At 70.0% G+C, this 26,081-nt stretch carries 26 protein-coding genes; 13 read left to right on the forward strand and 13 right to left on the reverse strand.

What is annotated here, in order from left to right; translation table 11 throughout:
* Nucleotides 1–127: 127 nt before the first annotated feature.
* Together ABD156_RS05655 and ABD156_RS05660 are read right to left on the reverse strand one after the other, a co-directional pair.
* Entirely contained in the window at nucleotides 128–2,224 is a 2,097-nt protein-coding gene (locus ABD156_RS05655) for a S9 family peptidase (protein ID WP_344267418.1), read from the reverse strand.
* Between the two features lie 21 nt (nucleotides 2,225–2,245).
* Nucleotides 2,246–3,100 (reverse strand): PPK2 family polyphosphate kinase, encoded by an 855-nt coding sequence (locus ABD156_RS05660; protein WP_344267420.1) that lies wholly within the window; start codon nucleotides 3,098–3,100, stop codon nucleotides 2,246–2,248.
* 183 nt (nucleotides 3,101–3,283) lie between these two features.
* Here ABD156_RS05660 and rocD point away from each other — a divergent pair, with 183 nt between their 5' ends.
* On the forward strand, nucleotides 3,284–4,522 hold the full coding sequence (gene rocD, locus ABD156_RS05665) for an ornithine--oxo-acid transaminase (protein ID WP_344267422.1): 1,239 nt from the start codon (nucleotides 3,284–3,286) through the stop codon (nucleotides 4,520–4,522).
* Nucleotides 4,523–4,582: 60 nt separating this feature from the next.
* Here rocD and ABD156_RS05670 read toward each other — a convergent pair whose 3' ends face one another.
* The 3 genes from ABD156_RS05670 to ABD156_RS05680 are packed head-to-tail and all read right to left on the reverse strand — an operon-like array spanning nucleotide 4,583 to nucleotide 7,629.
* Nucleotides 4,583–6,061, reverse strand: a complete 1,479-nt coding sequence (locus ABD156_RS05670; RefSeq protein WP_344267424.1) for a hypothetical protein — start codon at nucleotides 6,059–6,061, stop codon at nucleotides 4,583–4,585.
* A gap of 51 nt (nucleotides 6,062–6,112) precedes the next feature.
* Nucleotides 6,113–6,463, reverse strand: coding sequence for a hypothetical protein (locus ABD156_RS05675; RefSeq protein WP_344267426.1), 351 nt, complete (start codon nucleotides 6,461–6,463; stop codon nucleotides 6,113–6,115).
* A 35-nt stretch (nucleotides 6,464–6,498) separates the two neighbouring features.
* Nucleotides 6,499–7,629 (reverse strand): serine hydrolase domain-containing protein, encoded by a 1,131-nt coding sequence (locus tag ABD156_RS05680; RefSeq protein ID WP_344267428.1) that lies wholly within the window; start codon nucleotides 7,627–7,629, stop codon nucleotides 6,499–6,501.
* A gap of 77 nt (nucleotides 7,630–7,706) precedes the next feature.
* Between ABD156_RS05680 and ABD156_RS05685 the strand changes: the two genes are divergently transcribed.
* The gene (locus tag ABD156_RS05685; protein ID WP_344267430.1) at nucleotides 7,707–8,288 is read left to right on the forward strand and encodes a phosphatase PAP2 family protein; all 582 of its coding nucleotides are present in this window, start codon (nucleotides 7,707–7,709) and stop codon (nucleotides 8,286–8,288) included.
* Here the strand turns inward: ABD156_RS05685 and zapE are convergent.
* The gene (gene zapE, locus ABD156_RS05690) at nucleotides 8,230–9,273 is read right to left on the reverse strand and encodes a cell division protein ZapE (RefSeq protein WP_043838301.1); all 1,044 of its coding nucleotides are present in this window, start codon (nucleotides 9,271–9,273) and stop codon (nucleotides 8,230–8,232) included. The genes ABD156_RS05685 and zapE overlap by 59 nt on opposite strands.
* Nucleotides 9,274–10,072: 799 nt before the next feature.
* On the opposite strand from zapE, the gene ABD156_RS05695 reads away from it, so the two are divergent.
* The 7 genes from ABD156_RS05695 to ABD156_RS05725 all read left to right on the forward strand — a co-directional run bounded on the left by ABD156_RS05695 (nucleotide 10,073) and on the right by ABD156_RS05725 (nucleotide 15,397).
* Complete coding sequence (locus ABD156_RS05695; RefSeq protein WP_344267433.1) at nucleotides 10,073–10,528, forward strand: Asp23/Gls24 family envelope stress response protein; 456 nt, start codon at nucleotides 10,073–10,075, stop codon at nucleotides 10,526–10,528.
* 391 nt (nucleotides 10,529–10,919) lie between these two features.
* On the forward strand, nucleotides 10,920–11,096 hold the full coding sequence (locus tag ABD156_RS05700) for a hypothetical protein (RefSeq protein WP_009075692.1): 177 nt from the start codon (nucleotides 10,920–10,922) through the stop codon (nucleotides 11,094–11,096).
* Nucleotides 11,093–11,479 carry an Asp23/Gls24 family envelope stress response protein gene (locus ABD156_RS05705; protein WP_344267437.1) on the forward strand — a complete coding sequence of 129 codons (387 nt, stop codon included), beginning with the start codon at nucleotides 11,093–11,095 and terminating at the stop codon, nucleotides 11,477–11,479. The genes ABD156_RS05700 and ABD156_RS05705 overlap by 4 nt, the downstream gene beginning before the upstream one ends.
* Nucleotides 11,479–12,012: a DUF6286 domain-containing protein gene (locus ABD156_RS05710; protein WP_344267439.1), complete on the forward strand. Its 534-nt coding sequence runs from the start codon at nucleotides 11,479–11,481 to the stop codon at nucleotides 12,010–12,012. Before ABD156_RS05705 ends, ABD156_RS05710 begins: the two co-directional genes overlap by 1 nt.
* On the forward strand, nucleotides 12,012–12,611 hold the full coding sequence (locus tag ABD156_RS05715; protein WP_344267441.1) for an Asp23/Gls24 family envelope stress response protein: 600 nt from the start codon (nucleotides 12,012–12,014) through the stop codon (nucleotides 12,609–12,611). The genes ABD156_RS05710 and ABD156_RS05715 overlap by 1 nt, the downstream gene beginning before the upstream one ends.
* A gap of 26 nt (nucleotides 12,612–12,637) precedes the next feature.
* On the forward strand, nucleotides 12,638–13,711 hold the full coding sequence (locus tag ABD156_RS05720) for an ATP-dependent DNA ligase (protein WP_344267443.1): 1,074 nt from the start codon (nucleotides 12,638–12,640) through the stop codon (nucleotides 13,709–13,711).
* 117 nt (nucleotides 13,712–13,828) lie between these two features.
* Nucleotides 13,829–15,397, forward strand: coding sequence for an alpha/beta hydrolase (locus tag ABD156_RS05725; protein ID WP_344267445.1), 1,569 nt, complete (start codon nucleotides 13,829–13,831; stop codon nucleotides 15,395–15,397).
* Nucleotides 15,398–15,756: 359 nt separating this feature from the next.
* On the opposite strand, the gene ABD156_RS05730 is transcribed toward ABD156_RS05725, so the two are convergent.
* Both ABD156_RS05730 and ABD156_RS05735 read right to left on the reverse strand, forming a co-directional pair.
* Nucleotides 15,757–16,344 (reverse strand): TetR/AcrR family transcriptional regulator, encoded by a 588-nt coding sequence (locus ABD156_RS05730; protein WP_344267447.1) that lies wholly within the window; start codon nucleotides 16,342–16,344, stop codon nucleotides 15,757–15,759.
* Between the two features lie 73 nt (nucleotides 16,345–16,417).
* Nucleotides 16,418–16,657 (reverse strand): DUF2630 family protein, encoded by a 240-nt coding sequence (locus tag ABD156_RS05735; RefSeq protein ID WP_182890496.1) that lies wholly within the window; start codon nucleotides 16,655–16,657, stop codon nucleotides 16,418–16,420.
* A gap of 87 nt (nucleotides 16,658–16,744) precedes the next feature.
* Between ABD156_RS05735 and trxA the strand changes: the two genes are divergently transcribed.
* A complete protein-coding gene (gene trxA / locus ABD156_RS05740; RefSeq protein WP_344267449.1) occupies nucleotides 16,745–17,116 on the forward strand; it encodes a thioredoxin in 372 nt (123 codons plus the stop codon).
* Between the two features lie 78 nt (nucleotides 17,117–17,194).
* Here trxA and ABD156_RS05745 read toward each other — a convergent pair whose 3' ends face one another.
* Nucleotides 17,195–18,124: a proline dehydrogenase family protein gene (locus ABD156_RS05745; protein WP_344267451.1), complete on the reverse strand. Its 930-nt coding sequence runs from the start codon at nucleotides 18,122–18,124 to the stop codon at nucleotides 17,195–17,197.
* A gap of 15 nt (nucleotides 18,125–18,139) precedes the next feature.
* Entirely contained in the window at nucleotides 18,140–19,768 is a 1,629-nt protein-coding gene (gene pruA / locus ABD156_RS05750; RefSeq protein WP_344267453.1) for an L-glutamate gamma-semialdehyde dehydrogenase, read from the reverse strand.
* A gap of 117 nt (nucleotides 19,769–19,885) precedes the next feature.
* Between pruA and ABD156_RS05755 the strand changes: the two genes are divergently transcribed.
* Together ABD156_RS05755 and ABD156_RS05760 are read left to right on the forward strand one after the other, a co-directional pair.
* Nucleotides 19,886–21,478, forward strand: a complete 1,593-nt coding sequence (locus ABD156_RS05755; protein ID WP_344267455.1) for a PucR family transcriptional regulator — start codon at nucleotides 19,886–19,888, stop codon at nucleotides 21,476–21,478.
* A 41-nt stretch (nucleotides 21,479–21,519) separates the two neighbouring features.
* Nucleotides 21,520–22,176 carry a maleylpyruvate isomerase N-terminal domain-containing protein gene (locus ABD156_RS05760; protein ID WP_344267457.1) on the forward strand — a complete coding sequence of 219 codons (657 nt, stop codon included), beginning with the start codon at nucleotides 21,520–21,522 and terminating at the stop codon, nucleotides 22,174–22,176.
* Here the strand turns inward: ABD156_RS05760 and ABD156_RS05765 are convergent.
* The 3 genes from ABD156_RS05765 to ABD156_RS05775 all read right to left on the reverse strand — a co-directional run bounded on the left by ABD156_RS05765 (nucleotide 22,173) and on the right by ABD156_RS05775 (nucleotide 25,252).
* Nucleotides 22,173–23,168, reverse strand: coding sequence for an MsnO8 family LLM class oxidoreductase (locus ABD156_RS05765; protein WP_344268494.1), 996 nt, complete (start codon nucleotides 23,166–23,168; stop codon nucleotides 22,173–22,175). The genes ABD156_RS05760 and ABD156_RS05765 overlap by 4 nt on opposite strands.
* Before the next feature lie 476 nt (nucleotides 23,169–23,644).
* Nucleotides 23,645–24,037, reverse strand: a complete 393-nt coding sequence (locus ABD156_RS05770; protein WP_116206681.1) for a DUF6221 family protein — start codon at nucleotides 24,035–24,037, stop codon at nucleotides 23,645–23,647.
* A gap of 192 nt (nucleotides 24,038–24,229) precedes the next feature.
* A complete protein-coding gene (locus ABD156_RS05775; protein WP_344267461.1) occupies nucleotides 24,230–25,252 on the reverse strand; it encodes a DNA polymerase domain-containing protein in 1,023 nt (340 codons plus the stop codon).
* Between the two features lie 37 nt (nucleotides 25,253–25,289).
* Here ABD156_RS05775 and ABD156_RS05780 point away from each other — a divergent pair, with 37 nt between their 5' ends.
* Nucleotides 25,290–25,964 carry a TVP38/TMEM64 family protein gene (locus tag ABD156_RS05780; protein WP_344267463.1) on the forward strand — a complete coding sequence of 225 codons (675 nt, stop codon included), beginning with the start codon at nucleotides 25,290–25,292 and terminating at the stop codon, nucleotides 25,962–25,964.
* Nucleotides 25,965–26,081 lie beyond the last annotated feature (117 nt).

The raw sequence follows: 26,081 nt of genomic DNA on the forward strand, positions 1-26,081 counted from the left end.
CACGGCCCCCCGGGCCGGGCGCGCTGCTCCTCGACACGCCGACTTAAAGGCGATCCCGCCGCGACGGCGGAGCCGGCGCCATCAAACACAGTTCGCGGGCCGAGCCAGCGCAATCAAACCCGCGCCATCAACCCCTCGCCGCCATCAAACGCTCATGAATCCACTCAACCTGCATCCGCATGAGATTCTCCGCGACCTCCTCAGCCTGCGGCGTCATATGCGTCGCCCCCGCGAGCGGCAGAAAGCCATGCGCGCGCCCCTTCGCCAGCAGCGCCGACGAAAGCCGAAGTGCATGCGCCGGAAAGACATTGTCGTCAGCCAAACCGTGCACGATCAGCAGCGCTCGCTCGAGCGAACCCGCCCCCGCGATGAGCGAATTGTGCTCGTAGCTTTCCGGTTCGTCGTCCGGCTTTCCGAGGTAGCGCTCGGTGTAGTGGGTGTCATACAGCGACCAGTCGGTGACCGGTGCGCCCGCGACCGCCGCGTGGAACACGTCCGGCCGTCGCAGTACGGCGAGCGCGGACAGGTAGCCGCCGTAGGACCAGCCGCGGATCGCGACCCGCTGCAGGTCCAGCTCGGGGTGCGCCTCGGCGGCCGCGTGCAGGGCGTCGACCTGGTCGGCCAGCGTGACGTCGGCGAGCTTGCCGGCGATCTCCTTCTCCCACGCCGGTCCGCGGCCGGGCGACCCGCGACCGTCCACGACCAGCACGGCGAAACCCTGGTCGGCGAGCCACTGCGGCGTCAGGAAAGCGTTGCGGCTCTGGAGAACCCGCTGCGCGTGCGGGCCGCCGTACGGGTCGAGCAGCACCGGCAGCTTGCCCTCATCGGGCTCGTATCCGCGCGGCAGCACCAAAGCCCCGCGCAGCTGGCGTTCGCCGAGGGTGAGCCAGGTCAGGTTCGGCACGACCTCCGGGTCCACAGTGGACGATTCGATCGAACCGACCTCGATGCCGTCCCGCAGCACGGTCACCTTCGGCCCGCTGTGGTCGAGGCTCCACGAGGAAAGCACCGTGAGCGCCGCGCTGCCCGAACCGACGTGCACACCGTCCGTTGTGGACAGTCGGCTCACCGTGTCGCCTTCGGTGCGGTACAGGTGGATCTGCGTCGGGTCGTTTTCCGAAGCGGTGAAGAGGATTTCCTCGCCGACGTGCAGCACCATCCGAAGCTGCGTCCCCGGCGGCGTGACCGGCTTGCCGTCGACCAAGAGCCGGTGATCGCCGTCAGCCGAGCTTTCCACCACCAGCTTGCCGTCCGCGGTCCACGCGGGAACGCCCTGGAAGATCTCGACCCAATGCTCGTCAGTCTCGGTGTGCACCTCGGCGACCGAGCCGTCCGCCGGGTCCAGCGCGAGCACGGTGAGCTTCTTCTGGTCTCGCGGCTGCACGGCCAGCAGCGGCTGTCCGGCCGCCGACCAGTGCACGGTGACCAGGTACTCCCAGTCGCCTTGCGCCACGTCGACGCGGCTGCCGTCCAGGCCCAACACAGCCAGCGACACCACGGCGTTCGGCGAGCCGGCCGACGGATACGCGACAACGTTCGCCGGCTGCTGCGGGTTCGCCGGGTCGCCGATCGTCCAGCGCGGCACCGGTCCGCGGTCCGCGCGCTCCACGATCACACTGCGCCCGTCCGGCGCCCACCAGTAGCCGCGCGTGCGGTCCATCTCCTCGCCCGCGATGAATTCCGCGAGGCCCCAGGTGACGTCCTCGTTGTCCTCGCCGACGAGCACGCGGTCCTCGCCGGTCGCCAGCTCGATGACGTGCAGCCGCCGCTCGCGCACGTACGCGACGTGCGTGCCGGTCGGGTTCGGTCGCGGGTCGATCACGGACCCGTCGACCAGGATGCGCGTCTCGCCGCTCGCGAGGTCGAGCGTGTACAGCTTCCCCGACAGCGTGAAGGTGACGACGGTGAACGCGTCGTCGACGCCGAAGGCCACTACGCCGCCGCCGGTCTCCCGGGCCCGCTCGCGCCGCGCCCGCTCCTCCGGCGGCAGGTCCTCGTCGCCGGACACCAGCTCGGCGGCGTCGATCAGCTTCGTCTCCTCGCCGGTCGCGAGGTCGAACGACCACAGGCTGTGCCGCGGATCGGTGCCGGTGGCGCTGCGCAGGAACAGCACCCGCGAACCGTCCGGGGCGACCCGGAACTGCTTGGGCGCGCCGAGAGTGAACCGCTGGGTGCGGGCTTGCTGGCGGAGGAACGGAACGTCGTCGAGTGCGAAATCGGTCACGGCCAGCACTCTTTCAGATCATCAGCCGGGCATGCCAACACCCTGCAGCGCGGCCCGCTGCTCGTCGACGTCGTAGGCGGGCTCCGGGAACTGCGGGTCCATCTCGGTCAGCGTCTCGACCAGCAGCTCGGCGACTGCCCAGTTCCGGTACCACTTGCGATCGGCAGGCACCACGTACCAGGGAGCGTGCTCGGTCGACGTGCGCTTCAACACGTCGGCGTACGCCTTTTGGTAAGCAGGCCACTGGCGGCGCGCTTCGATGTCCGACGGGTCGAACTTCCACCGCTTCTCCGGCCGGTCCAGCCGCGCGGTGAGCCGGTTGAGCTGTTCCTCCGGCGAAATGTGCAGGAACACCTTCACGATGGCGGTGCCGGTGTCGGTCAGCTCCTTTTCGAACGCGTTGATCTGCGCGTAGCGCTGCCGTCGCTCTGCGGCAGGGAGCTGTCCGAGGACTCGCGGCACCAGGATGTCCTCGTAGTGCGACCGGTCGAACACGCCGAGGTGACCCGGCGTCGGGAGCTTCTTGCGGATGCGCCACAGGAAATCGTGCTTGCGCTCGGCGGCCGTCGGCTTCTTGAACCCGGAGTACTGCACGCCCATCGGGTTCACCAGGCCGAGCACGTGGCCGACGGTGCCGCCCTTGCCGGACGTGTCCATGCCCTGCAACACCAACAGGACACTGCGCGCGCCACCGCCGATGCCCTCCGCGTACAGCGCTTCCTGCAACCCGGCGAGCTGTTCCCCGGCGGACTCGAGCTTCTTGCCGCCCTTCGCCTTCTTTTCCGGCCCCACGGGCGACGAAGCCGGGTCCGGCAGCTCGTCGCCCGCCCGGAGCGCGTCGCGGACCCGGTTTCCGTTCTGCTGCTTCTTCGCCATCCCGGGACGATAACCGCACCGGCCGCCGATCCCGGGGACTTCTCCGCCGGAGCGGGCGGGTGTCATCCGGTCGAGCGAGCCGCGCAGCGAATCGCCGGGCAGACCCCCGATTGCGCAACGAACGACGAGGGAAAGCAACGTTTCCCGGCTGAACTCCCCGCGAACGGCCTCTAGCCTGAACGCATGACAGCGTCCGTCCAGCCTGCCGGCACCGCGCGTCCCGCCTCCTCCGACGCCTTCATCGCGCTCGACGAGCAATGGAGCACGCACAACTACCATCCGCTGCCGGTCGTGATCGCCGAAGCCGAGGGCGCTTCGGTGACCGACGTGGCCGGCAAGTCCTATCTGGACTTCCTGGCCGGCTACTCCGCGCTCAACTTCGGCCACCGCAACCCCGAGCTCATCGCCGCCGCGACCGAGCAGCTGGGCCGCGTCACGCTCACCTCCCGCGCGTTCCACCACGACCAGCTCGGCCTGTTCTGCCGCGAGCTGGCCGAGCTGACCGGCACCGAAATGGTGCTGCCGATGAACTCCGGGGCCGAGGCCGTGGAGTCCGCGGTGAAGGTCGCGCGCAAGTGGGCGTACCAGGTCAAGGGCGTTCCGGCGGGCACGGCGGAAATCGTGGTCGCGGCGTCGAACTTCCACGGCCGCACCACGACCATCGTCTCGTTCTCCGACGACGAAACCGCGCGCGCCGACTACGGGCCCTTCACGCCGGGCTTCGTCCAGGTGCCGTACGGCGACGCTGAAGCGTTGAAGGCGGCCATCACGCCGCGCACCGCAGCAGTGCTGATGGAGCCGATTCAGGGCGAGGCAGGCGTCGTCGTGCCGCCTGAAGGGTTCTTCGCCGCGGTGCGACGGCTGTGCGACGAGAACAACGTGCTGATGATCGCTGACGAGATCCAGTCCGGTCTCGCGCGCACCGGCACCGTGCTGGCGCTGGAGCACGAAGGCGTCCGCGCGGACCTGTACACGCTGGGCAAGGCTCTCGGCGGCGGCATCGTCCCGGTGTCCGCAGTGGTCGGCAGCCGGGACGTCCTGGGCGTGCTGAAGCCGGGCGAACACGGCTCGACCTTCGGCGGCAACCCGCTCGCATGTGCCGTCGGCCGCGCTGTGGTGCGGATGCTGCAGACCGGCGAGTATCAGAAGCGGTCCACTGAACTAGGCGCGCACCTGCACGAGCGGCTGGCGAAGCTGGTCGGCGACGGCGTCTCGGAGGTACGCGGACGCGGCCTGTGGGCGGGCGTCGACATCGCACCCGGCGGTCCGACCGGCCGGGCGGCGTCCGAGGCGCTGGCCGGGTTGGGCGTGCTGTGCAAGGAAACGCACGACCGCACGCTGCGCGTCGCGCCTCCGCTGGTGATCACCGAGGCCGAACTGGACCGCGGAGTCGACGCGATCGCTCAGGTCGTGCGCGGCTGACCTGCTCGGCTGGATTTGCTCAGCTGGCCTGCTCGGTGGCCGCCGTTTTCCGGGCGGCGGTCACCGGGTGGGCATCACCGCGACGGTCGATCCGTCCGGCGAGGCGGTCACGTCGATGCCGCGGCCGTACTCGTCCTGGACGGACGTGCTGAGGCTCCAGGTGCCGTCGTTCTCCCGCAGCGCCACCGAAACCTTGTCGCGCGGGAAGCCGGGCATGCGCTCGTCCACTTTCGCGAGGATCGCGGGCAGCGCCTTCGCCGACAGCTCCGACAACCTGAACAGCGGCGCGCCCGGATCCGGCTGAATCGGCGAGGGCCGGTGTTCGACGAGACGTCCGCGATGCCAGTCGTAGTCGTCCGAAGTGCCCGGGCCGGGGCCGGGCACCTGGAACTCGACGTGGTCGGTGCGGATGATCGCTTCGTACGCCTCCGGACGGCCGCTCAGCTTGATCAGCAGCGCGGCGACCTCCCGGAAACCGTTCTCCGTGAACGCATCCGTGGTGAGCGCCGGAACGCCCTTCGCGTCCGCGACCAGCTCGCGGCTGCTGTCCTTGCCCGACCGGACGGTCATCGTGATCCCGACGTCCTCGCGGCTGATGCGCACGAGCGCGTCCGCCGGGTCTCCGCCGAACCGCGCGACGAGGCCGGGTATCGCCGCGAAATTGACCTCGCTCGCGGCGAACTGCTTCGCTCGGGGGCTCACGCTGGTCGAGTCGCGCTTGACGGTGCCGCCGCGATAGCTGAGGTACGCACCGGTAATTGTGGCGCGCAACTGGTCCGATTCCACTGTCAGGTCTTCGAAACGCTCGCTCTCGGCGGACAGTTTCGCCACGCCAGCGGCTAAATCGTCCGCGGTGAACAGATCCGGCGGGGAGAGCAGCTGGCCGAGGACGTCGTCACGGATCGGCACGAGCAACGCCGCTGCGACAACGAGCGCACTGACTGCTGTCATCGCCAGCCGCCCGGCAGTATTCCCCAGCCGCGCTTCAGGTTCCGGCGTCCGCTCCTCGCCGATGACTCCGACTTGCCACGGCCGCTCAGCCCATTCTCGCGGCGGGTCAGCGTCCACTATGACCACCCCGGGATACCGCGGGCTGTGCTTGACCACGACGACCGCGCCCGGCTGGTACGCGCCGGAACGGAGTGGATGGATCAGCTCCCGGGCGGTCGCCCTATACGCAGTCTCATTCGGCGGCGCGACGACCAGCTGCAGCTCGGTGACGTACGCGTCGTCGATCTGCGTCCCGGTCGTTTTCAGGCGCTCGACCTTGGCGAGCGCGCGGTCGCCGTGCTGCTGGACGAAACGCATGCCCTGCGGGGAGGCGGTCCCGCGCAGTGAGCGGGCGGTGCTGCCGAGCGTCAGCACCAGAATGGTGAGACCGAGGCCGATCGACGCGGCGGCGAGATACCAGCCGTAGCCGAGGACGAACCCGCCGATGATGCCCGCGATCGCGAGCCCGAGCGGCAGCACGTACACCAGCCGCAGGAACCGGATCAGCCGGATCGCCGGAGACCGCCGCGGTTCTGGTGAATTGAGCACAATCGGTGTGTTTACTGCACTCCGGGCGAAGCCACCAGACAGGGCGCCCATTCAGGCCGACGTCACCTCGACGCCGCTCAGCCCGGTGTTGTCCTGCTGCTGCCCGTCGCCGCCCGGCACGGTGGGGATGTCGCCGGTGCTGAGGCCGGAGAGGTAAAGCCCGGCCTCGGCACCGGCTTCCGCGGACTGCCGTTTGCGGCGCGCCGTTTCGATCCTCGTCACCACGACCTCGCGGGCGCCGCCGGGCAGCCGCACCACGGCGTTCGCGCCGACCTGGACGGTGCCGTCGGTGACTGTGCCGGTGACCACGACCCCGCGCGTCGGGATCTGGTAGATCTCGGAGATCCGGAAGCGGAACGGGCCGGACGGGGTTTCAGCCGAGCGGCGCGAGAACAGCGACATGGGACAAGCATCGCATCACGGCCGTTGCCCGGCTCTCACCGGCTGGCAGCCGCGTGGACGGCCGCGGCCAGCCGGTCGTGTTCCGGATAGGACCAGGTCGCGGAGAACTGCCGTCGCGTGTACCCGAAAGCGAGGCCGCCGCGCGGGTCTGCGAAGGACTCGGAACCGGCGGATCCGTTGTGCCCGAACGCATTCGCGCTGAGGAACGGATACCGCAGCCCCTTCGCCTGAAACCCGAGCGCGTACTGGCCCGCGTCCCCGGTCACCAGGTCGCGGCCGGTCGAATGGAGCATGGCGAACTCGCCGAGCGTGCCGGGTTCGAGCAGCGGCGGACGTCCGTCCAAACCGGACACGGCAGCCGCGTACAGCCCGGCCAGCCCGCGTGCGCTGCCGACGCCACCAGCGGAAACCTGGCCGAGCGCCCGCACCCGCCGGGTGTTGGCGAACGCCACCTGATCGAGCGGCGGCGTCGAGTCGAGCCCGTAGCCGATGCCGCCCAGACTGTGCGGGCTCGGAACGTACGCCTGGAACGCCGCCAGCTCCTCCGCGCTCGCCTCCCCCGCCAGCACCTCGCGGTAGCGGTGTTCTTCCTGCTCGGGAAGTCCGAGGTACAGATCGAGGCCGTACGGCTCTCGCACCCGCTCCTCGAAGTGCTCCTGCACCGACCGCCCGGTGACCCGCCGGACCACCTCGGCAACGATCGATAACCCGGCGAATCCGCTGTAGCCGTATGCAGATCCCGGCCGCCAGAACGGCCGCTGCCCAGCCAAACGTTGAGCAATCACCCGGTCGTCCGCGAGTTCCCCGGCGGACAGCCCGCCGTCCGCCCCGATCACGCCGGAACGGTGGCTCAGCACGTCCCGCACCGTGATCCCGCCCTTGCCCGCGGCGGCGAACTCCGGCCAGCGGCGCGCGACCGGCTCGTCCAGGTCCAGAATGCCGTCCTGCACGAGCAGCGCCGCCACCAGTGTCGTCGCGCCCTTGGTCGAGGAGTACACGCCGGTCAGCGTCTCGCCCGTGACGTTGCCCGCCCAGAGGTCGACTACCAGCCGCCCGCGCACACGGACCGCCAACTGCACGCCCGTCGCCTCGGCCGCCACGGCGAACTCGTCGCGGACCGTCTCGAAGCCGTCCGCGACAGTCCCGTGGATTTCGATGTCCCCCATTGGTTCTCGTCCCTCCGATCGTCCGTTGTCGAAAGGAGGACCCGCGCGCCGCCGCGAATGTGACTAGGCTTCGCACCGTGACCGCCAGGCGGACTCTCGCCCTCTTCGCCGCGCTCTGCGCACTCGCCACCCTCGTGCTGGGACTGCTCGTCGCGCCCTACGCACCGGGCACTGTGGACCAATGGGCCGACAGGTCCGCCTCGACGCTGAGCCCGGGCTTGCTCGACACACTGGTGCTGCCCACCGAGCCGTACGTGCTCATCCCCGCCGTCGCCGTCATCGTCGGAATCTGCCTCTATCAACGGAACCGGCGAGACGCAGTGCTAGCGGTAGCAGGCCCGTTTCTCGCCATCGCCCTCAACAGCTGGGCCTTGAAACCCGTGTTCGACCGCTGGAAAGGCGGCACACTCGTCTACCCGAGCGGCCACACCGTCAGCCTGGTGGCGGTGCTGACCGTCGTAGTGCTGCTGGTCCGCTTCAAGGCAGTCGCCGTCGCAGTGGGCGCGGTGCTGGTCGTTTGCGCGGCCGTCGGCATGATCGGCCTCGGCTACCACTACCTCACGGACATCGCCGGCGGCGTCTGCTTCGCCGCCGCCGTGGTCACCGCGCTGCGGGCGGCGCTGTCACCGCGTCGCGCGCCAGAGCCGTCAACCGGCTGATCGCGCGCAGATACTTCTTGCGGTAGCCGCCGTTCAGCATCTCCTCGCCGAACAGCTCGGGCAGCGGCACGCCGGACACGACCACCGGGATCGCCCGGTCGTACAGCCGGTCCGCCAGCGCGACCAGCCGGAGCCCGACCATCTGGTCCGGCACCGGCGTCACGTGCTTGAGGTGCACCCGCCGCACGCCGTCGAGCAGCTTCCCGTACCGCGAGGGGTGCAGCCGCTCGAGATGCGTCATCAACGCACTGAATTCGTCCACAGTGGACCCTTCGTGCGCGGCCGCGGAGGCGTCGATCTCGTCGTCCCCGACCGGCGGCGGCGCATCCGGCAGCCCGCGGTGCCGGTAGTCCGGCCCGTCGACCCGCACGACGCCGAACCTGCGCGACAACGCCTGGATCTCGCGCAGGAAGTCCTCCGCCGCGAACCGCCCCTCGCCGAGCTTGTCCGGCAGGGTGTTGGAGGTCGCCGCGACGTAGACGCCCGCGTCGGTCAGTTCCTGCAGCAACCGGCTGACCAACGTGGTGTCGCCGGGATCGTCGAGTTCGAATTCGTCGATCGCCAGCAGCCGATGCTCGGACAGCCGCGCGACCGCGTTGGCGAACCCCAGCGCGCCGACGAGGTGGGTCAGCTCGACGAACGTCCCGTACGCCTTGGGCCCCGGAGTCTCGTGCCAGGTCGAGGCGAGCAGGTGGGTCTTGCCGACGCCGAACCCGCCGTCGAGGTAGAGCCCCATCGGCCCGTCCGGAATAGCCGCCCCGCCGCCGAACAGCGACCGCAACCGAGACTTCTTGGCCTTCGCCGCGCCGATCCGCGAAGCGAACGCAGAACACGCCTCGACGGCGGCCGCCTGGCTGGGCTCGTCCGGGTTGGGAAGGTAAGTGGAAAACCGAGCCTCGCCGAACCGCGGCGGCGGCACGAGGGACGCGATCAGCTCGTCGGCCCCAAGCTCGGGAAACCGGTCGGTCAGCGCAGCTGCGGGCATGGTCGAGGAGCCTATCCGGCCCGCGCTGGTGGGTCCGGCTCGCCTCAGCGTCGCCAGCCACGGCAAATCCCCCGGTCGGAGCCGCTTTCGCCCGGGCACGGGACGGGCGAGCCGGGGCACGTGTGGTGACTGTCACCGGGCTGCGGCGCTGGTCTGGCGCTGCGCCACCGAGCCGAGACGCTGGCATTGGCCCGGCACCAGCGGCGAAGTGGCTGACCCGGTCACCGAGGCACTGGCCCGAACTGCGTCAGGACTGAACCGGTGCCGCGGCACCGGCCCCACCGGCATCGAGGCTCAACCGGTCACCGAGGCACTGGCCCGAACTGCATCGGGACTCAACCGGTGCTGCGGCACTGGCCCGAACTGCATCGAGGCTGAATCGGTACCGCGCCGCTGGCCCGAGCGGCGTCACCGGTCCTGCGCAATTGGGCCGAGCGTGGCCGATGATCGGCGCGCGGACTAGCAGCATTGGCATCGGGCAGCCATCGAGCGGCGACTGGGACCGCGGCCGCCGGTCGAGTCCGGCACTTTGCGGCACGGACTGCCGGCGGTGCGCACCGTCGACCGGCCGTCGGTGAGCCCGCCGATGGCAAGCGCACCGACGGCTGGCCGCGACGACCTTCGCGGCTCGAAGGTTCAACCGTCGCGTCGTTGGCCATCTGTCGACTCACCCGTTCGAGGGATGCCGCGTGAGTTTTCGCCCGGTCGGGAGGTCCTTTGTGCGAGCACGTCTCCGGCGCCGCGAGCCGCTCGCGGCGACACTGGACGCGCCATGTCCGCATACAGGGAGCGAGGAACCATGCCGACCCCGAACCGGCCCGATGTACCCACTGCTGTTCCGTCTGCCGCACTCTCGTCGGTCGAGCAGACGGACACCGCTGGGCGCACCACGATTTCGTCGCTGGTCGTGCAAAAGATCGCGGCGCTTTCGGCGCGCGAGGTCGCCGGAGTGCACGCGCTCGGCGGCGGTGTCTCGCGGGCGATCGGGGCGATCCGGGACCGGATCCCGGGTTCGGGCGCGACCTCCACCGCGGGCGTCTCCGTCGAGGTCGGCGAGAAGCAGGCCGCGATCGACCTCGATGTCGTCGTCGAATACGGCGCGCGGATCGCGGAGGTCGCCCGCGACGTCCGGCGCAACGTCATCACCGCGGTCGAGCAGATCACCGCGCTCGAGGTGATCGAGGTCAACATCTCGGTCAACGACATCCACCTGCCCGGCGAGGAGGACGAACCCGAGTCGAGCCGAGTCGAGTGACCGGGTGATCGCCGGTGTCTCGGCCGGTGCCTGGTTGTCCCGCGACCTCGACACCGCGTCGGTTCGGGAGGCACAGGCACGCCAACCCAGCGCGGCGGGCAAGGCGTCCCGGGTCACGTCTGCTGGGCACCAGCGCCGCGGCGCTCCGGACGGAATGCCTCGGACCGCAGGGCACCGACGCCAGCCGGGTCAGGCCGGAGTTCCGCGGAAAGGCCCAGCGGCAACTCCGGAAATCCCGAAGCGCCGGGTAACTGCGGCCGCACCGGACCGGAACGGGCCCGAACGCACCCGCTGGCAGCACGCCGCACCAGGTGAGAACCCCAGCACCGCAGTACGTCAGATCAGGCAGCAACCCAACGCACCGCAGCACGCAATCCCAGGAGGGCGCACGTTGAACGCAACGCAGACCGGGATCCTCGCCGGGCTGATTCTCGGCCTGGCGGCCACTCAGGGGTTCACCGCGTTTCTGGTGACCTTCGCGGTCGGCATCATCGGGCTCGTGGTCGGCCGGGTCCTCGACGGCGAACTCGACCTCGGCGACCTGTTCGGGAAGGGCCGAGACAAGTGACCCGGGCGGTCGAGGCAGGGCCGTCCCGCAGCGACCTTCCGGAGCCCGCCGAGCGCGGTTCGCTGACCATCGCCCAGGCCGTCGTGCGCAAGGTCGCGCAGCACGCCGCCGACCAGGTGCCCGGGACGATGTTCACCGAGCGCCGCGTCGCGGGGGTCAGCACCGGGACTTCCGGTGCGTCCGCGAAGGTCGGCGGATCGGACAACGACGTCGAACTGTCCCTCGATCTCGCGCTGCGCTATCCGGCTCCGGTGCGGGAAGTGACCGGGCAGGTGCGCGCCAAGGTCGTCGAAGAGGTCGAACGCATCACCTCCTATCACGTGCGTTCGGTCGCGGTGACGGTCACCGCGCTGCTGCCGGACGTGCCGCCGAGGGTGCGATGATGCGCGTCCTCGTCCGTCTTCTGTCCGCTCTGCTCGGTCTGGCCGTCGCAGCCGGCGGCGCGCTGCTGGCACTCGAAGTCGGGTGGGCTTGGTGGCAGCCCGGCAAGGCGCCGCTTCTCGTGCCGTGGCAGCGGTGGAAAACCGAAATCGCCGACCTGGACTGGTCCAGCACGCCGGTGCGGATCGCCGCCGGAATCGCGGTGCTCGCCGGGCTGGTGCTTCTGTTGCTGGCGCTCGGTGCCGGCGACCGTGCGGTGCGGATGACCGATCCCGCCGACGGCATCACGGTGAGCACCTCGCCGCGGGCGCTCGCGCGATTGGTCGGACTGGCGGTGCGCGCGGAGGACAACGTGCGCGGCGCGTCCGTGACGGCCAGCTCCCGCAGGGTGCGCGTGCGCGCGACGAGCCGCCTGGAAAACGAAGAACAGCTGCGACCGCGACTGTTGGAGACCGTCTCCGCGGTGCTGGACGATCTCCCGCTGCAGCGCCGTCCGAAGGTGTCTGTGGTCGTCGACTCTCCGAAGGACCGGTGATGAGTGCTTCCGCGGCGCGTCGCGCGCAAGGTCGTTCGCACGGTGCCGAGCGCACGCTGACCTCCCTGGTCGGTGTGCTCGGACTGCTGGCCGGTGCCGGTGCGCTGGTGGTCGGCATGGGGTGGCTCGGACAGTTCCGCGGGCACCGGCCGGTGCTCGACCCGATCGCGGTCGGCTGGCTCGGCGACCACGCGCTGTACGCGCGGATCGGCGCGGTCGTGCTCGGGGTGCTGCTGCTGGTGTTCGGGCTGTGGTGGTTTTTCCGTTCGCTGCGCCCGGAACGCCGTCCGGACCTGAAGCTCGACGAGACGATCGGCTCGGAGCTGACCGTCACGGCCGGAGCGCTGGCCGGGGCCGTGCAAGCGGACGTGGAGAGCGTTGACGGGGTCACCCGGGCTCGCGTCCGCTCGGTGGGCACGGTGGCTGAACCGGCGTTGCGGATCACGGTCTGGCTGGCGGAGGGCACGGAAGTCCGGCGGGTATGGGAAGACCTCGACTCATACGTGCTGACCCGGGCCAGGGAATCGCTCGGCGTCGAGACGCTGCCGACCGCGGTGCGGCTCGAACTCGACACGGCCGGCTCGGCACGCGTGCACTGATCCCGCGTTTCGCCCAGAATGCCCGCATGGCCCTCCCTGTGCAGGCACCGATCAAGCCCATGCTGGCGAAGCCGGCGAAAGCGATCCCCGATTCCGGCGGCCTGCTGTTCGAGCCGAAGTGGGACGGCTTCCGCTGCCTGGTGTTCCGCGACGGCGACGAGATCACCCTGCAGTCGCGCGCGGAGAAGCCGCTGAACCGGTACTTCCCGGAGGTTCTCGCCGCACTGCGGGAATCCTTGCCGGAGCGGGTCGTGCTCGACGGCGAACTGGTGGTGGCCCGCGACGGCAAGCTCGATTTCGACGCGCTGACCGAGCGCATCCACCCGGCGGAGAGCCGCGTGCAGCTGCTCGCCGAGCAGTCGCCCGCGCAGTTCGTGGCTTTCGACGTGCTCGCGCTGGGCGACGAGTCGTTTGTGGACGAGCCGACGTCGGCGCGCCGCGAACGGCTCGAGGCGCTGCCGGGCATCGCGCTGACGCCGGCGACGACGGATCCGGAGACCGCGCGGCGCTGGTTCGAGCTGTTCGAGGGAGCCGGGCTGGACGGCGTGATCGGCAAGCCGCTGGACGAGCCGTACTCGCCGGGCAAACGGGTTTTGTCCAAGTACAAGCATTCCCGCACCGCGGACTGCGTGCTGGCGGGCCTGCGCTGGCACGTGGACGGCGAACCGGGCGAGGCGGTCGGCTCGTTCCTGCTGGGGCTGTACGACGAGAACGGGCTGCTGCACCACGTCGGCGTGGTCGGTTCGTTCCCGGTCGCGCGTCGCCGCGAGCTGGCGCAGGAGCTGGCCCCGCTGATCTCCGACGGCGAAGGACACCCGTGGCTGGGCGACGCGGTCCGCGAGGGCCAGCGGATCCCGGGCGGCATCACGCGCTGGCGGTCGAAGGAACAGCCGTGGGTGCCGTTGCGGCTGGAGCGCGTGGTGGAGGTTTCGTACGAGCACACGGAGGGCGGCTATCCGTCGCGCTTCCGGCACACCGCCCAGTTCGCGCGCTGGCGGCCGGACCGCGAGCCGTCGTCGTGCGGCTACGCGCAGCTGGACGAACCCGCGCGCTACGACCTGTCGGCGGTGTTCCGGGGCGAGGTCGTGCGGACCCGCTGACCGGGCCGCCCGGGCCGGCGCGGACCGGACACGCCGCAGGACCCGCTCACTGGCTTCCCACACCAGGCGTGCCAAGCTCGTCCGAGAGTTCCGCCGAGCAGACGTGAGGACCAGCCCGTGCACCGCCGTTGCCCCAGCCGTTCCCGTTCGCGCGCCCGGCTGGTGGCGGCGACGCTGGGAGTGCTCCTGCTGGCCGGCTGCACCAGCGGGCCCTCCGTGCGGCCCGCGGTGATCGACAACGACGGGCGCGCCACCACCGCGCCGCCCCCGAGCGCTGCCGCGGTGCCGCTGCCGCCGCTGGCCGAGCCCAAGAAGTCCACTTTGCGATGGGCCAACTGCGACGCGGACACCCGGCAGCGGATGGCCGCTCCCGCGCTGCCCGATTCGCTGCACGTCAGCTGTGCGCGCCTGACTTCCCCGCTCGACGCGCCCGACGACTCGCAGCACCTGCTCGCCCGCATCCTCGTGCTCAAGGCAGGCGACGGCCCGATCCCGCTCGTGGTGGTCAACGACGTCGGCGGCGAGCCGGGGTCGCTGTTCGCCGCGCGCCTGGCGGCGAAACTGCCGCCGGAGTTCCTCAAGAAGTTCTCGCTGATCGGCGTGGACCGGCGCGGCACCGGGCTGTCCGGCGGGGTGCAGTGCGTACCGCTGGAGGTGCGGTCCGACCTGCTGGGCGCGGACCCGGCAGAGGGCGGCCTCGGCGAGGTGCTCGACGCGGCTCGCCGGGCCGGTCAGCAGTGCGCGCTCGATCTCGACACCGCGCAGACCGCGCTGGACAGCTGGCGCACCGCCGGAGACCTCGACCAGTTGCGCAAACAGCTGGGACTGGACCGGCTGAACGCGCTCGGCCGCGGCGACGGTTCGAAGGTGCTTTCGGAGTACGCGGTGCGTTATCCGGCGCAGGTGGGCCGCATGGTGCTGGACGGCATCCCGGACCCGGGCGCGGATCGTGCGGCCGTGCTCGACGCGGTGGCCGCTGGAGCCCAGGCGACGTTCGACGCCTTCTCCGCCGACTGCGCCGCCCGCAACTGCCCGATGGGCGATGCGAAAGCCGCCCTGAAGACGGTGACCGACCGGCTCCGTACGTCCCCTGTGGACACTGACGACGGCGTGACGATGAGCCCGGGCGTGGCGACCTACGCGGTGTACCAAGGACTCGCCGACCGTGCGAACTGGCCCGCCCTCGCCGACGCGCTGAACGCCGCGAAGAACGGCGACATCACCGCGCTGGCCGGCTTCGCGAATCCGATCGTCGCGGACGTCCGCGGACGCACGTCGCGCATCGGCGGCACCATCGCGACCCGCTGCAACGACTCGACCACCCGGCTGCCCGCCGATCAGCTCGACCGCGCCGCGGCGGGAATGCGCGCGAAATACCCGCAGTTCGGCGCGGCGGTCGCGCAAGAACTCGCCTGGTGCGGCGCCTGGCCGGTCCGCCGAGAGGCGCTGCCTCCCGCGGGCGCGCCGGGCGCCCCGCCCATCCTGGTGGCCGCCACCGCCACCGACCCGGTGACGCCGCAGATCGGCACCACCCGGGCCGCGGACCAGATGCCCAGCGCCGTGACCGTCACGTGGCAGGGTGTCGCGCACGGCGCGGTCGGCCAGTCTCCCTGCGTCACCTCCGCCGCGCAATCCTTCCTGATCGACGGCAAGATCCCGGACAACGGCACGCTCTGCCCGGCCTAGGGATCGACCGCGCTTCCTCCCGCGCCTCGCGGTTTCCGCGGCGACACAGCGGCTGAGCGATGCCAGCTGGCCGAGACAGCGCCGCCATCCGACGCGCGGCATCCGGCCGAATCGTTCGCCCCGCTGTGGTCTGAGGTGGCGGGACCGGGGCTGCCCCGCCGAAGTCGTTTCGAACACCCCACCAGTATCTCGAACACTTGTTCGAGAAAGCATCACTCGACCCGGCGGGATCAACTCACCCACACGAGACGGAAGATCTCACCGCGAGTGCCGAAAACCCCGGCAGCGCACCAAATTCCGCCACTCGCGCCCAGGAACGCACCCACGCGCAGGGAGCCAGGCAAGATTTCCAGGCTGTCCTAACGGGACACTGCAGGACTCGCAGCCGCCCAAGCCGCCTCGATCATCCGGAAAACCTCGTCCACCGCGGCTTCCGGATCAGCCGCCTCGCGAGCTACCGAATAGGCGTCGACCACGAACCGGGCGATCGCGCGGCAGGCCGTCGGAGTCCGCCCGAGCCCGGGATCGGCCGCCATCGCCGCCGCCAGCGACTCCGCGTGCCGCAGCCGCATCGATTCCTCGTACTCGCGCAGCGCGGGCGACCCGTCGATCATCCGCCAGACCGGCGCGACACTGTCCGCCGTGCAATGCCGCACCAGCGCCTGGATCTCGCCCCGCAGCGCCGGGATCAGCGGCTCCGCGGGCTCCCGCCCCTCGACCGCTCCCCGGAGGTTCTCCTCGAAGTTCGAGTCCTGCTCGAAGACCAGCGCTTCCTTCGAGGCGAAATGCGAGAAGACCGTGGTCACCGCGACGTCGGCCTCGGCCGCGATGTCCCGGATGCCCACCTCGTCGTACCCGCGTTCGAGGAACAGCCGAAGCGCGGTGTCGGCGATCTTCCGGCGGGTCGCAGCCTTCTTGCGCTCGCGCCGCCCGGACGGCTCAGTCATCCGCGGATGCTATCAGCCACAAAACCTGGCCGATTACCAAAAGCTAACAGTTAGCTTTTAATCGCGGCAACGGCTACTGCCGGTACCCCTCGACCTCGCCCACCGACCGCACCGAAGCCTCGTCCGGATCGTCGTCGAACTCGACCCGCGCCCGCCGCTGCCGCAGCAGATCCCAGCACTGGTCCAGCTCCTCCTCGGCCCGGCGCAGCCGCTCCCGGTCGTCCGAGGACAACCCGACCCCGATCGCCCGGTCGCGCAGCTCTTTCTCCTCCGCGATCAGCTCGTCGATCCGCCCCAAGATCCCGTCAGCCACATCAACCTCCAAGACAGCGTCGGACACCCACCAGGACGCTACCGCGCCGCGGGGAATTCCCCACCCGGCTCGTTCGTTGAACCACCCATGAGCACAGTGGAACTGACCGCGGACAACTTCGACCAGACCGTGACCGACAACGAGTTCGTGCTGATCGACTTCTGGGCAAGCTGGTGCGGCCCGTGCCGCCAGTTCGCACCGGTGTTCGAGAAGGCGTCGGAAAAGCACGGCGACATCACCTTCACCAAGGTGGACACGGAAGCCGAGCAGCAGCTCGCCGCGGCGTTCAACATCCGCTCGATCCCGACGCTCGCCGTGATCCGCGACAAGACCCTGATCTACTCCCAGCCCGGCGCCCTTCCGGAAGCCGCGCTGGAGGACCTCATCCGCCAGGCCCGCGAGGTCGACATGGACGAGGTGCGCAAGGCCGCCGCCGCGCAAGAAGCCGAGCAGGCCTGAGCCCAGCCACCACAGGCGCACTACCCGGGGAAACACGAAGGCCCGGCACCCACCAGGGTGCCGGGCCTTCGCGATGGTTCAGGACCGGGTGACGAGCCCGCGCAGGAAGAACGCGAGGTTCGCCGGCCGCTCGGCCAGCCGTCGCATGAAGTAGCCGTACCACTCGTCGCCGCAGGGCACGTACACGCGCATCGTCTCGCCTTCGCCGGCGAGCCGCTTCTGCTCCTCGGGCCGGATGCCGTACAGCATCTGGTACTCGTGGTCGCCGGTCGTGCGCCCGGCGTCGGCCGCGAGCTTGCCCGCGATCGCGATCATCCGCGGGTCGTGCGAGGCCACCATCGGGTAGCCCTTGCCCTCCATCAGCACGCGCAGGCAGCGCACATAGGACTTGTCCACTTCGGACTTGTCCTGGAACGCCACCGATTCCGGCTCGGCGTAAGCGCCCTTGCACAGCCGCACGCGCGATCCGGGACCGGACAGCTCGCGGCAGTCCTGCTCGGTGCGGTGCAGGTAGGCCTGCAGCACCGCGCCGACCCACGGGTACTCGGCGCGCAGCTCGCGGAGAATGCCGAGCGTCGAGTCCGTAGTGGTGTGGTCCTCCATGTCGAGCGTCACCGTCGCGCCGACCGCGTCCGCCGCCGCGCAAATCTTCCGCGCGTTCTCGAGCGCGACGCCCTCGCCGTCGCCCGGCAGGAACTGCCCGACAGCGGACAGCTTCACCGAGACGTCCGCTCCCTTGGCGAGGCCCTGTTCGGACAGCGCGGTCAGCAACTCCTCGTACGCTTGCACGGTGGCGGTGGCCTGTGAGGCGTCAGTGATGTCTTCGCCGAGGTGGTCGATGGTGATCTTCCGGCCGTCGGCGGCCAGTTCCCGTGCGGCGCGCACGGCGTCGGCGGTAGCCGAGCCGGACACGAACCGGCGCACTACGGACCGGGTGACCGGTACCGCTTCGATCAGCGCACGCATCCGCCGCGAACGAGCGGCGGCGAGCAACGGGGCACGCAGCATGGCGGTGTCTCCTTCTCAGCCCTGGTGCGGGTAGCGCACGGAGGTCGGCGGCACGAACGTCTCCTTGATCGAGCGCGGGCTCGTCCAGCGGAGCAGGTTGAAGACCGAACCGGCCTTGTCGTTCGTGCCGGAGGCGCGCGCCCCGCCGAACGGCTGCTGGCCGACGACGGCGCCGGTCGGCTTGTCGTTGACGTAGAAGTTGCCCGCGGCGAACCGCAGCGCCTGAGACGCCTTCGCGACAGCCGTGCGGTCGTTGGCGATGACGGCGCCGGTCAGGGCGTACGAAGCGGTCTCGTCCACCAGCTGCAGCACGGAGTCGAACTCAGCATCCTCGTACACGTAGACCGACAGGATCGGCCCGAAGTACTCGGTGCTGAAGATCTCGTGCTTCGGGTTCGTCGACACGAGGACGGTCGGCTGCACGAAGTAACCGACACTGTCGTCCGCCGTACCGCCGACGAGGATCTCGACCTCGCTGTCGTTCTTAACGCGCTCGAAGAGCGAGGCGTGCTTGTCGAAGGCGCGACGGTCGATCACCGCACCGCCGAAGTGCGACAGGTCGGTGACGTCGCCGTAGCTGAGCGCGGCGGTCTCGGAAGCAAGGCCATCCTTCAGCTGCTCCCAGAGGCTGCGCGGGACGTACGCACGCGAAGCGGCGGAGCACTTCTGGCCCTGGTACTCGAAGGCACCGCGGACAAGCGCAGTGCGAAGCACGTCGATGTCGGCAGACGGGTGCGCGAGCACGAAGTCCTTGCCGCCGGTCTCGCCGACGAGACGCGGGTAGCTGCGGTAGCCAGCGATGTTCGCGCCGACAGTGCCCCACAGGTGCTGGAAGGTCGCGGTGGAACCGGTGAAGTGGATGCCCGCCAGGTCGCGGTGCGTCAGCGCGACCTCGGAGACGGCCTTGCCGTCGCCCGGCAGCAGGTTGATCACGCCCGGCGGCATGCCGGCTTCTTCGAGCAGCCGCATGGTCAGGTGCGCGGCGAAGCTCTGCGTCGGCGACGGCTTCCACAGCACGGTGTTGCCCATCAGGGCGGGCGCGGTGGGCAGGTTGCCGGCGATGGCCGTGAAGTTGAACGGCGTGATCGCGTACACGAAGCCCTCGAGCGGACGGTGCTCCATCCGGTTCCACACGCCCGGCGAGCTGACCGGCTGCTGGTCGAGGATGCTGCGGCCGAACTCGACGTTGAAGCGCCAGAAGTCGGCGAGCTCGCACGCGGAGTCGATCTCGGCCTGCGTAGCCGTCTTCGACTGACCGAGCATGGTGGCCGCGTTCAGCGTCGCGCGCCACGGGCCGGTCAGCAGGTCGGCGGCGCGCAGCAGGATGGCCGCACGGTCGTCGTAGGACAGCGCGCGCCACTCCGGAGCGGCCTTCGCGGCGGCAGCGATCGCGTCGCTCGCGTCCTGCTTCGTGGCGCTCTGGATGGTGCCGAGGACGTGGCCGTGGTTGTGCGGCTGGACGACGTCGATCTTCTCGCCGCCGCCGGCGCGCTGCTCGCCGCCGACGGTGACCGTCAGGTCGACGGGACCGGCCTGACCCAGTTTCTTCAGCGCACCCTCCAGCTCGGCGCGCTCGGCGCTGCCCGGCGCGTACGTCAGCACCGGCTCGTTCTTCGGGGCGGGGGTCTGGGTCACGGCGTCCACGGCGGCTCCCTCGTTGGTTTACTCGTCGGTTGCCCGAAAGATAACGCTGCGCGGCGTTCAGGGGTTTGTTCAAGCGGCTAGAATCGCCCATATGGTTTTGTCCGATCGGCCTACGCGATGACGACCGCTGAGCCCTTCGCCGGCGCCTCGCTGCGGCACGTGCTCGCGACCCTCGGCGAACCGCTCGTGCGGGTGCTCGTCGCGCCGCGCGGACTGGGCGTTCCGGTGCAGGACGTGGTGATCCTCGACCCCGAGGACCCGCCCGAACCCCACCCCGGCGACCTGGTCCTGGTGATCGGCGCGCGGGGCCGGTCGGCGGCCGCGGCGATCCGGGCGGCCGGGCGCGCGGGAGCGGCCGCGGTGGCGGTGAAGGGCGAAGGCGGCACAGACGTCGCGGCGGACGCTGGCGTCGCACTGCTGACCGTCGGCGCGGAAGCACGGTGGGAGCAGGTCGAGGCGCTGGCGCGCGGGGTCGTCGACGCGGCCCGGGCGGGCGGCGAGGCGGAAACCGGCGAGGTGCTCGGCGACCTGTTCGCGCTGGCCCAGACGGTCGCGACGCTCACCGGCGGCCTGGTCAGCATTGAGGACACCGCGAGCCGCGTGCTGGCGTATTCACGAGCCGGGGACGAGGTCGACGAACTGCGGCGGTTGTCGATCTTGGGCCGTGAAGGGCCGGAACGGTATCTCGCGATCCTCCGCGAATGGGGCGTCTACCAGCGTCTGCGGGCCGGCGAAGGAATCGTGCGCGTGGACGAGCGCCCGGAGCTGGGGATTCGCCGTCGCATCGCCGCCGGGATCCACGCGGGATCACAGCCGCTCGGCACGATCTGGGTGCAGGAAGGCGCGCAACCGCTGACCGAACAAGCCGAGGTCGCGCTGCTCGGCGCGAGCCGAACCCTTGCCCCGCAACTAATCCGCGCACGAACCCTGCCCGATCCGCAACTGCGCCTGCGCGAGGATTTGCTGGCCGGATTGCTGGAAGGACGAGTAGACGCCGAATCCGTCGCGGACGACATCGGTGCCGATCCGGCACGTCCAGCACAGGTATTGGCGTTCACGCTCTCCCGGCAGGAGTCCGCCGCCGCTTCGAACCGGTTGCTGCGCCGAGCGGAACTGGTGCACCTGATCGCCGTGCACACAGCGGCCTATCGGAGGACCGCACTCGTGAGCGTGCTCGGCGGGCGGGTGTACGCGTTGCTTCCGGATCTGCCGGAGCACTCGGATGCCCCAGTGCTGGCGTTGGCGAAGGAAATCGTTGGTGCAGCGCGGAAACACCTTGACGCACCCGTCCGCGCCGCACTCGGCGGGATCGTCCCGAGGCTGTCCGACGCAGCGCTGTCGCGCGGCGACGCCGACCGGGTGTTGATGGCGATGACGCGCGGTCATTGGCCGTCCGACGTCGCGTCGCTGGCCGACGTCCGGGCCGATGTGCTGTTGTCGGAAGTGTTGTCCTACTTGGGAGATCAGCCCCGCCTGCGCGATCCCCGGCTCGCGGAACTGCGCGCCCACGACGCCGACCACGGCGACATTCTGGTGCCCGCGGTGCTGGCGTATCTGAACGCTTTCGGCGACGTCCGCACGGCCGCGCGCTCGTTGAACATCCACCCCAACACCGTCCGCTACCGGGTGCGGCGGGCGTCGGAGGTGTCCGGGATCGACCTGACCGATCCGGCGCAACGGCTGCTCACCGAGTTGTTGCTGCGACTGTAAAACGGGATGCCGAGGAGGTTCGTGATCGCTAAAGTGCCTTCGTGGACCTCTTCTTCCGCTCCTGGAACGCACTTCAGAACGCCGTGAAATCGCTCGAAGGCGGGCAGTGGCTGGCCCCGTCGGGCTGCACCGGCTGGGTGGTGCAGGACCTGGTGTTCCACCTGGTCATCGACGCGCAGGACATCCTGATCACGCTCGCGACCCCCTCCGAAGCCGAGCCGACGCACACCGCCGCCCAATACTGGGAAATCGGCACCGACCTGCCGACTGGCATGGATGAAGAAGGCCTGTTCACCCGCCGCGCGGCGGTGAGCTACGGGACCACAGCCTGGCTGGCACACCACTTCGACGACCTGGCCCAGGCAGCCGGGCGCGCCGCGAAGCTGGCAGACCCGGCGTCGAAGGTCGAAACCCGCGACTACGTGCTGACGGTCGCGGACTATTTCGAGACCTACGTCGTGGAAGCCACGCTGCACCACCTCGACCTGGTCAGGCATCTGTCCGGAGTGGACGGTCCAGACGCGGAATGCCTGGCAGCGACCCGCCGGACAGTGGAAGCCGCGCTGGGTTCGCCGCTGCCGTCGTCGCTGGACGACCAAAGCGCGCTCCTCGTGGCGACCGGCCGCCGCGCCGCGACCGACGACGAAAAGGCGGCGCTCGGGCCGTTGGCGGAGAAGCTGCCGATCGTCCTCGGTTAGGCCGAAAGCCGTTCCGCCGCAGTCAACTGAGCAAGCGCGGCAAACGATTCGACGCGCGCAGCTGGGTCGTAAGTGCTGGTGCTGATGAGCAACTCGTCCGCTCCCGTCGCGGCGACCAGGTCATCAAGACGCGCGCCGACCTCGTCCGGAGTGCCGCTGATCTGCCCGGCCAGAGTGTCGTCGAGCCGTCGGCGTTCCCGGTCAGTCATCGGCAGCGCGAGAATCTCGTCCGCGGGCGAAAGCGGCGGGAACACGCCATGGCTGCGCGAGTACACAGTGGACCAAGCCTCGGGCACCAACAGCCGCCGAGCTTCCGCTGCGGTGTCCGCCACCGCGACCGCTGTCGACACGACGACATAGGGATCGTCCACATCGGACCGGAATGCTTCGCGGTAGCGAGAAATCGCCTCCACCATCGCACACTGACCATGCGCCGGCGCGATCACCAACGGCAGCCCCAGCGCCGCGGCGAGCTCCGCGCCCGCACCAGTCGCGAGCAGAAACACCGGCACCGACAGCCCCTCGGCCGGGATCGCGTGCACCCCGTCGTGCTCGCCACGGAAGAACGCGAGAAGCTCGCGGACCTGGCCGTCGAAGCCGTCGGCCGCGTCCTTGCCCTGCCCGAGCGCCCGGCGCACCGGCTCGATGAACCCCACCGACCGCCCGATCCCGAGGTCGATCCGCTCCGGGAACAAGGACTCCAGAATCCCGAACTGCTCCGCAACCACGAGCGGACGGTGATTGGGCAGCATCACCCCGCCGGACCCGACCCGAATCCGAGAAGTCGCCGACGCCACGGCTGACGCGAGCACCGCAGGCGCGGACCCGGCGACCCCAGGCACGCCGTGATGCTCGGAAACCCAAAACCGGTGGTAGCCAAGCGCTTCGATGTCGCGCGCGAACGCGACGGTGTCCCGGATCGCCTGCGCGGTCCCCCGCCCTCGCCGCACGGGCGACCGGTCCAGCACGGAAATCGGAACGTCCACGCTCAGGCCAACGCCGTCCGCTCAGCCCGAATTCCCGCCCCCACCGTCCGTGAGGGCCACCTTCACGGACTCAGAGTCCCTCGGGGTTCCCCTCACGGACAAGCATTCCCTCAAGGAGCCCCTCACGGAATCAGATTCCCTCAAGGAGCCCTTCACAGCCCCAAGACCCCGCCACCGCGACGCACCCAATGTGGCGTTGGGTGCATCCCACGCACCCAATGTGGCGTTCGGTGCGCCACATGCACCCAATGCCACATTGGGGCGCAAGCCCCAACCACCCACCCAACCGCACCGATGCACCCAACCATCGAGGCACCCACACCACCCCCGCACCCCGATACGAAGCCAAAAACGCGGACGGCGGGTGCTTGTCAAGGCATCTTTCCCGCCTTGACAAGCACCCGCCGTCCGTCGTAACAATCAGCTTCGGGGTGCCCCACGCAACCACCGTGCGCAATGTCGCCGCCAGGCGACGAGCCGCCCTACGGCCTCCACCGCTCGCTGTAATCCGGATGCTCCGCATACGGCAACGCCAGCAACCGCAACGTCAAACACCAATTAGACCCAGCCTCGTCCGCAGGCACATGACAGGTCTCACACCAATACTCACTGCCGTACAACGGAAACCCGGGCACCTTCTCCGACACCGTGGTCCGATGGGCGAGCATGATCCGCCGAGTCGCCTCGATCTCGTTGATCATCTGATTGACCACGTCAAGCTCAAGATCGCCGAGCGAACGGACCCGCTCCTCCAGCCCGACCTTGGCCTCTCCGCGGTTCAGCGGCTCGCCGGCCTTGCCCTTCTGCACCGCCTGCATGATCAGCGCCTGCCGCTGTCCGACGCGCGCGGCGAGGAACGCGATCAGGTCGTCCACGACGTCTCCCTCCTCCGAGGCCTGGCCCCCTACGGCCCCGGCAATAGTCGCACCTCGACCCCGGCGCGTTACCAGTCAGCAGCGCGCCCCATGGTAATCGACCTCGGAAAAATCGGTACGACCTGCGGAAACATCACAGAAATTCCCCGCAATGTTGATCACCCAGAGTGATCACACCCGGCAATCGGACGATCACGCCTGGTCGGATCGGGCCTTGCTCGGCTGCACCCGCTTCGGTTCGCCGGGCATCTTGGGATAGTCCGGCGGATACGGCAGCTCCGCGCCGCCAAGGTCGCGGTCGTCGCGCTCGTACCACTCCAGCAGCGTCTCCAGGCCGAACGCCGTCTCGTCCATCGGCGCGTGCAGGTCGCCGTGCTTGGCGAGGAAGTCGGGCACGGTCAGCACGTCGAAGTCGTCCGGGTCGACGTCGGCCAGCAAATCCCAGGTCAGCGGCGTCGAGACGGTCGCGCGCGGGGTGCCGCGCACCGACCAGGACGACGCGACCGTCCGGTCCCGCGCCGCCTGGTTGTAGTCGAGGAAGACGCGACCGCCGCGTTCCTCCTTCCACCAGGACACCGTCGCCTTGTCCGGGATCCGCCGTTCGACCTCGCGGCCGAGCGCGATCACCGCGTGCCGCACCGCGATGAAGTCCCATTCCGGGCGGATCCGCACGAGGACGTGGACGCCGCGGCCGCCGGAGGTCTTCGGGTAGCCGGTGAGCCCGGCGTCGGCGAGCACCTCGCGGACCACGCCGGCGACCTCGACCGCGTCGGCGAACCCGGCGCGCTCCGGCGGGTCGACGTCGATCCGCAGTTCGTCCGGGTGGTCGACGTCGGAACGGCGCACCGGCCACGGGTGAAAGTCGAAGGTGCCGAGGTTGGCCGCCCAGGCGAACACCGCGGGCTCGGTCGGGCAGACCTCGTCGGCGGTGCGGCCGGACGGGAAGGCGATCCGCGCGGTTTCCAGCCAGTCCGGCGCGCCCTTGGGCACGCGCTTGGCGTAGAACCACTCGCCGGTGACTCCGTCGACGTAGCGTTTCAACGTGGTCGGCCGCTCGCCGATCGCCCGCAGCAACGGCTCGGCCACGGCGAGGTAGTACTCGACGACTTGCCGCTTCGTGATGCCGCGTTCGGGGAAATAGACCTTGTCCGGGCTCGACACCCGGACGGTGCGCTCCCCCACCTGGTATTCGACCGGATCGCCGTTTTTGGCCATGCGGCCACCGTAGCCGCGAGTGCCGTACCGTGGCGGGGTGTCCGGGAGAACCAAGCTGATCGTCGCCCTGGTCGTGCTAGCTCTTCTCGGCGCCGCCGCGCTGTGGCTGCCGATCCCGGGTCCGGCGCAGTTGCGCACGTGGGCCGCGGCGACCGGATCGATGACTCCGCTGGTACTCCTCGTGGCTTACTCGTTGCTCACCGTCGCGCCGATTCCGCGCACCGTGTTCAATCTGGCCGCCGGGTTGCTCGTCGGGAGCGTCGCGGGAGTGCTGATCGCGTTGGCGGCCACCACGATCGCCGCCGCGCTGGCGTACGGGCTGGCCCGGCTGCTCGGCCGGGACTTGATCCTCCGGCACCTGCACCGCGCGCCGGTGCGGGCCGTCAACGACCGGCTGTCCGACGGCGGCGTGCTCGCCATCACATCGCTGCGGTTGATCCCGGTCGTCCCGTTTTCGGTGATGAACTACTTGTGCGGCGTTTCGTCCGTGAAACTCCTTCCGTACCTTGCCGGAACGGCGCTCGGGAGCGTCCCCGGGACCATCGCGGTGGTGGTTTTCGCGGACGCGCTGACCGGCGACACGCCGCCCGCTCTGCTGGCCTGCTACGCGGTCTTCGCGGCGCTCGGCGCGGCAGGATTGGTGCGAGTGCTGAGGAAGCGCGTCCCAGCCGCCGAGCCGGAGGCTCCCGTGCCGTCGGCACCGGCTGGCTGACGGCGGGCAGGTACTTCCGACCGCTACACTCGTCCGGGTGCGCGAGGGGCATCCGTGCTGCGCACGAACACGATCACGGGACTTTCGTCAGGAGCGGGCGTCATCGACACCGGGCAG

It is taken from the genome of Amycolatopsis albidoflavus, from assembly GCF_039525725.1.
Lineage (GTDB): Bacteria > Actinomycetota > Actinomycetes > Mycobacteriales > Pseudonocardiaceae > Amycolatopsis > Amycolatopsis albidoflava.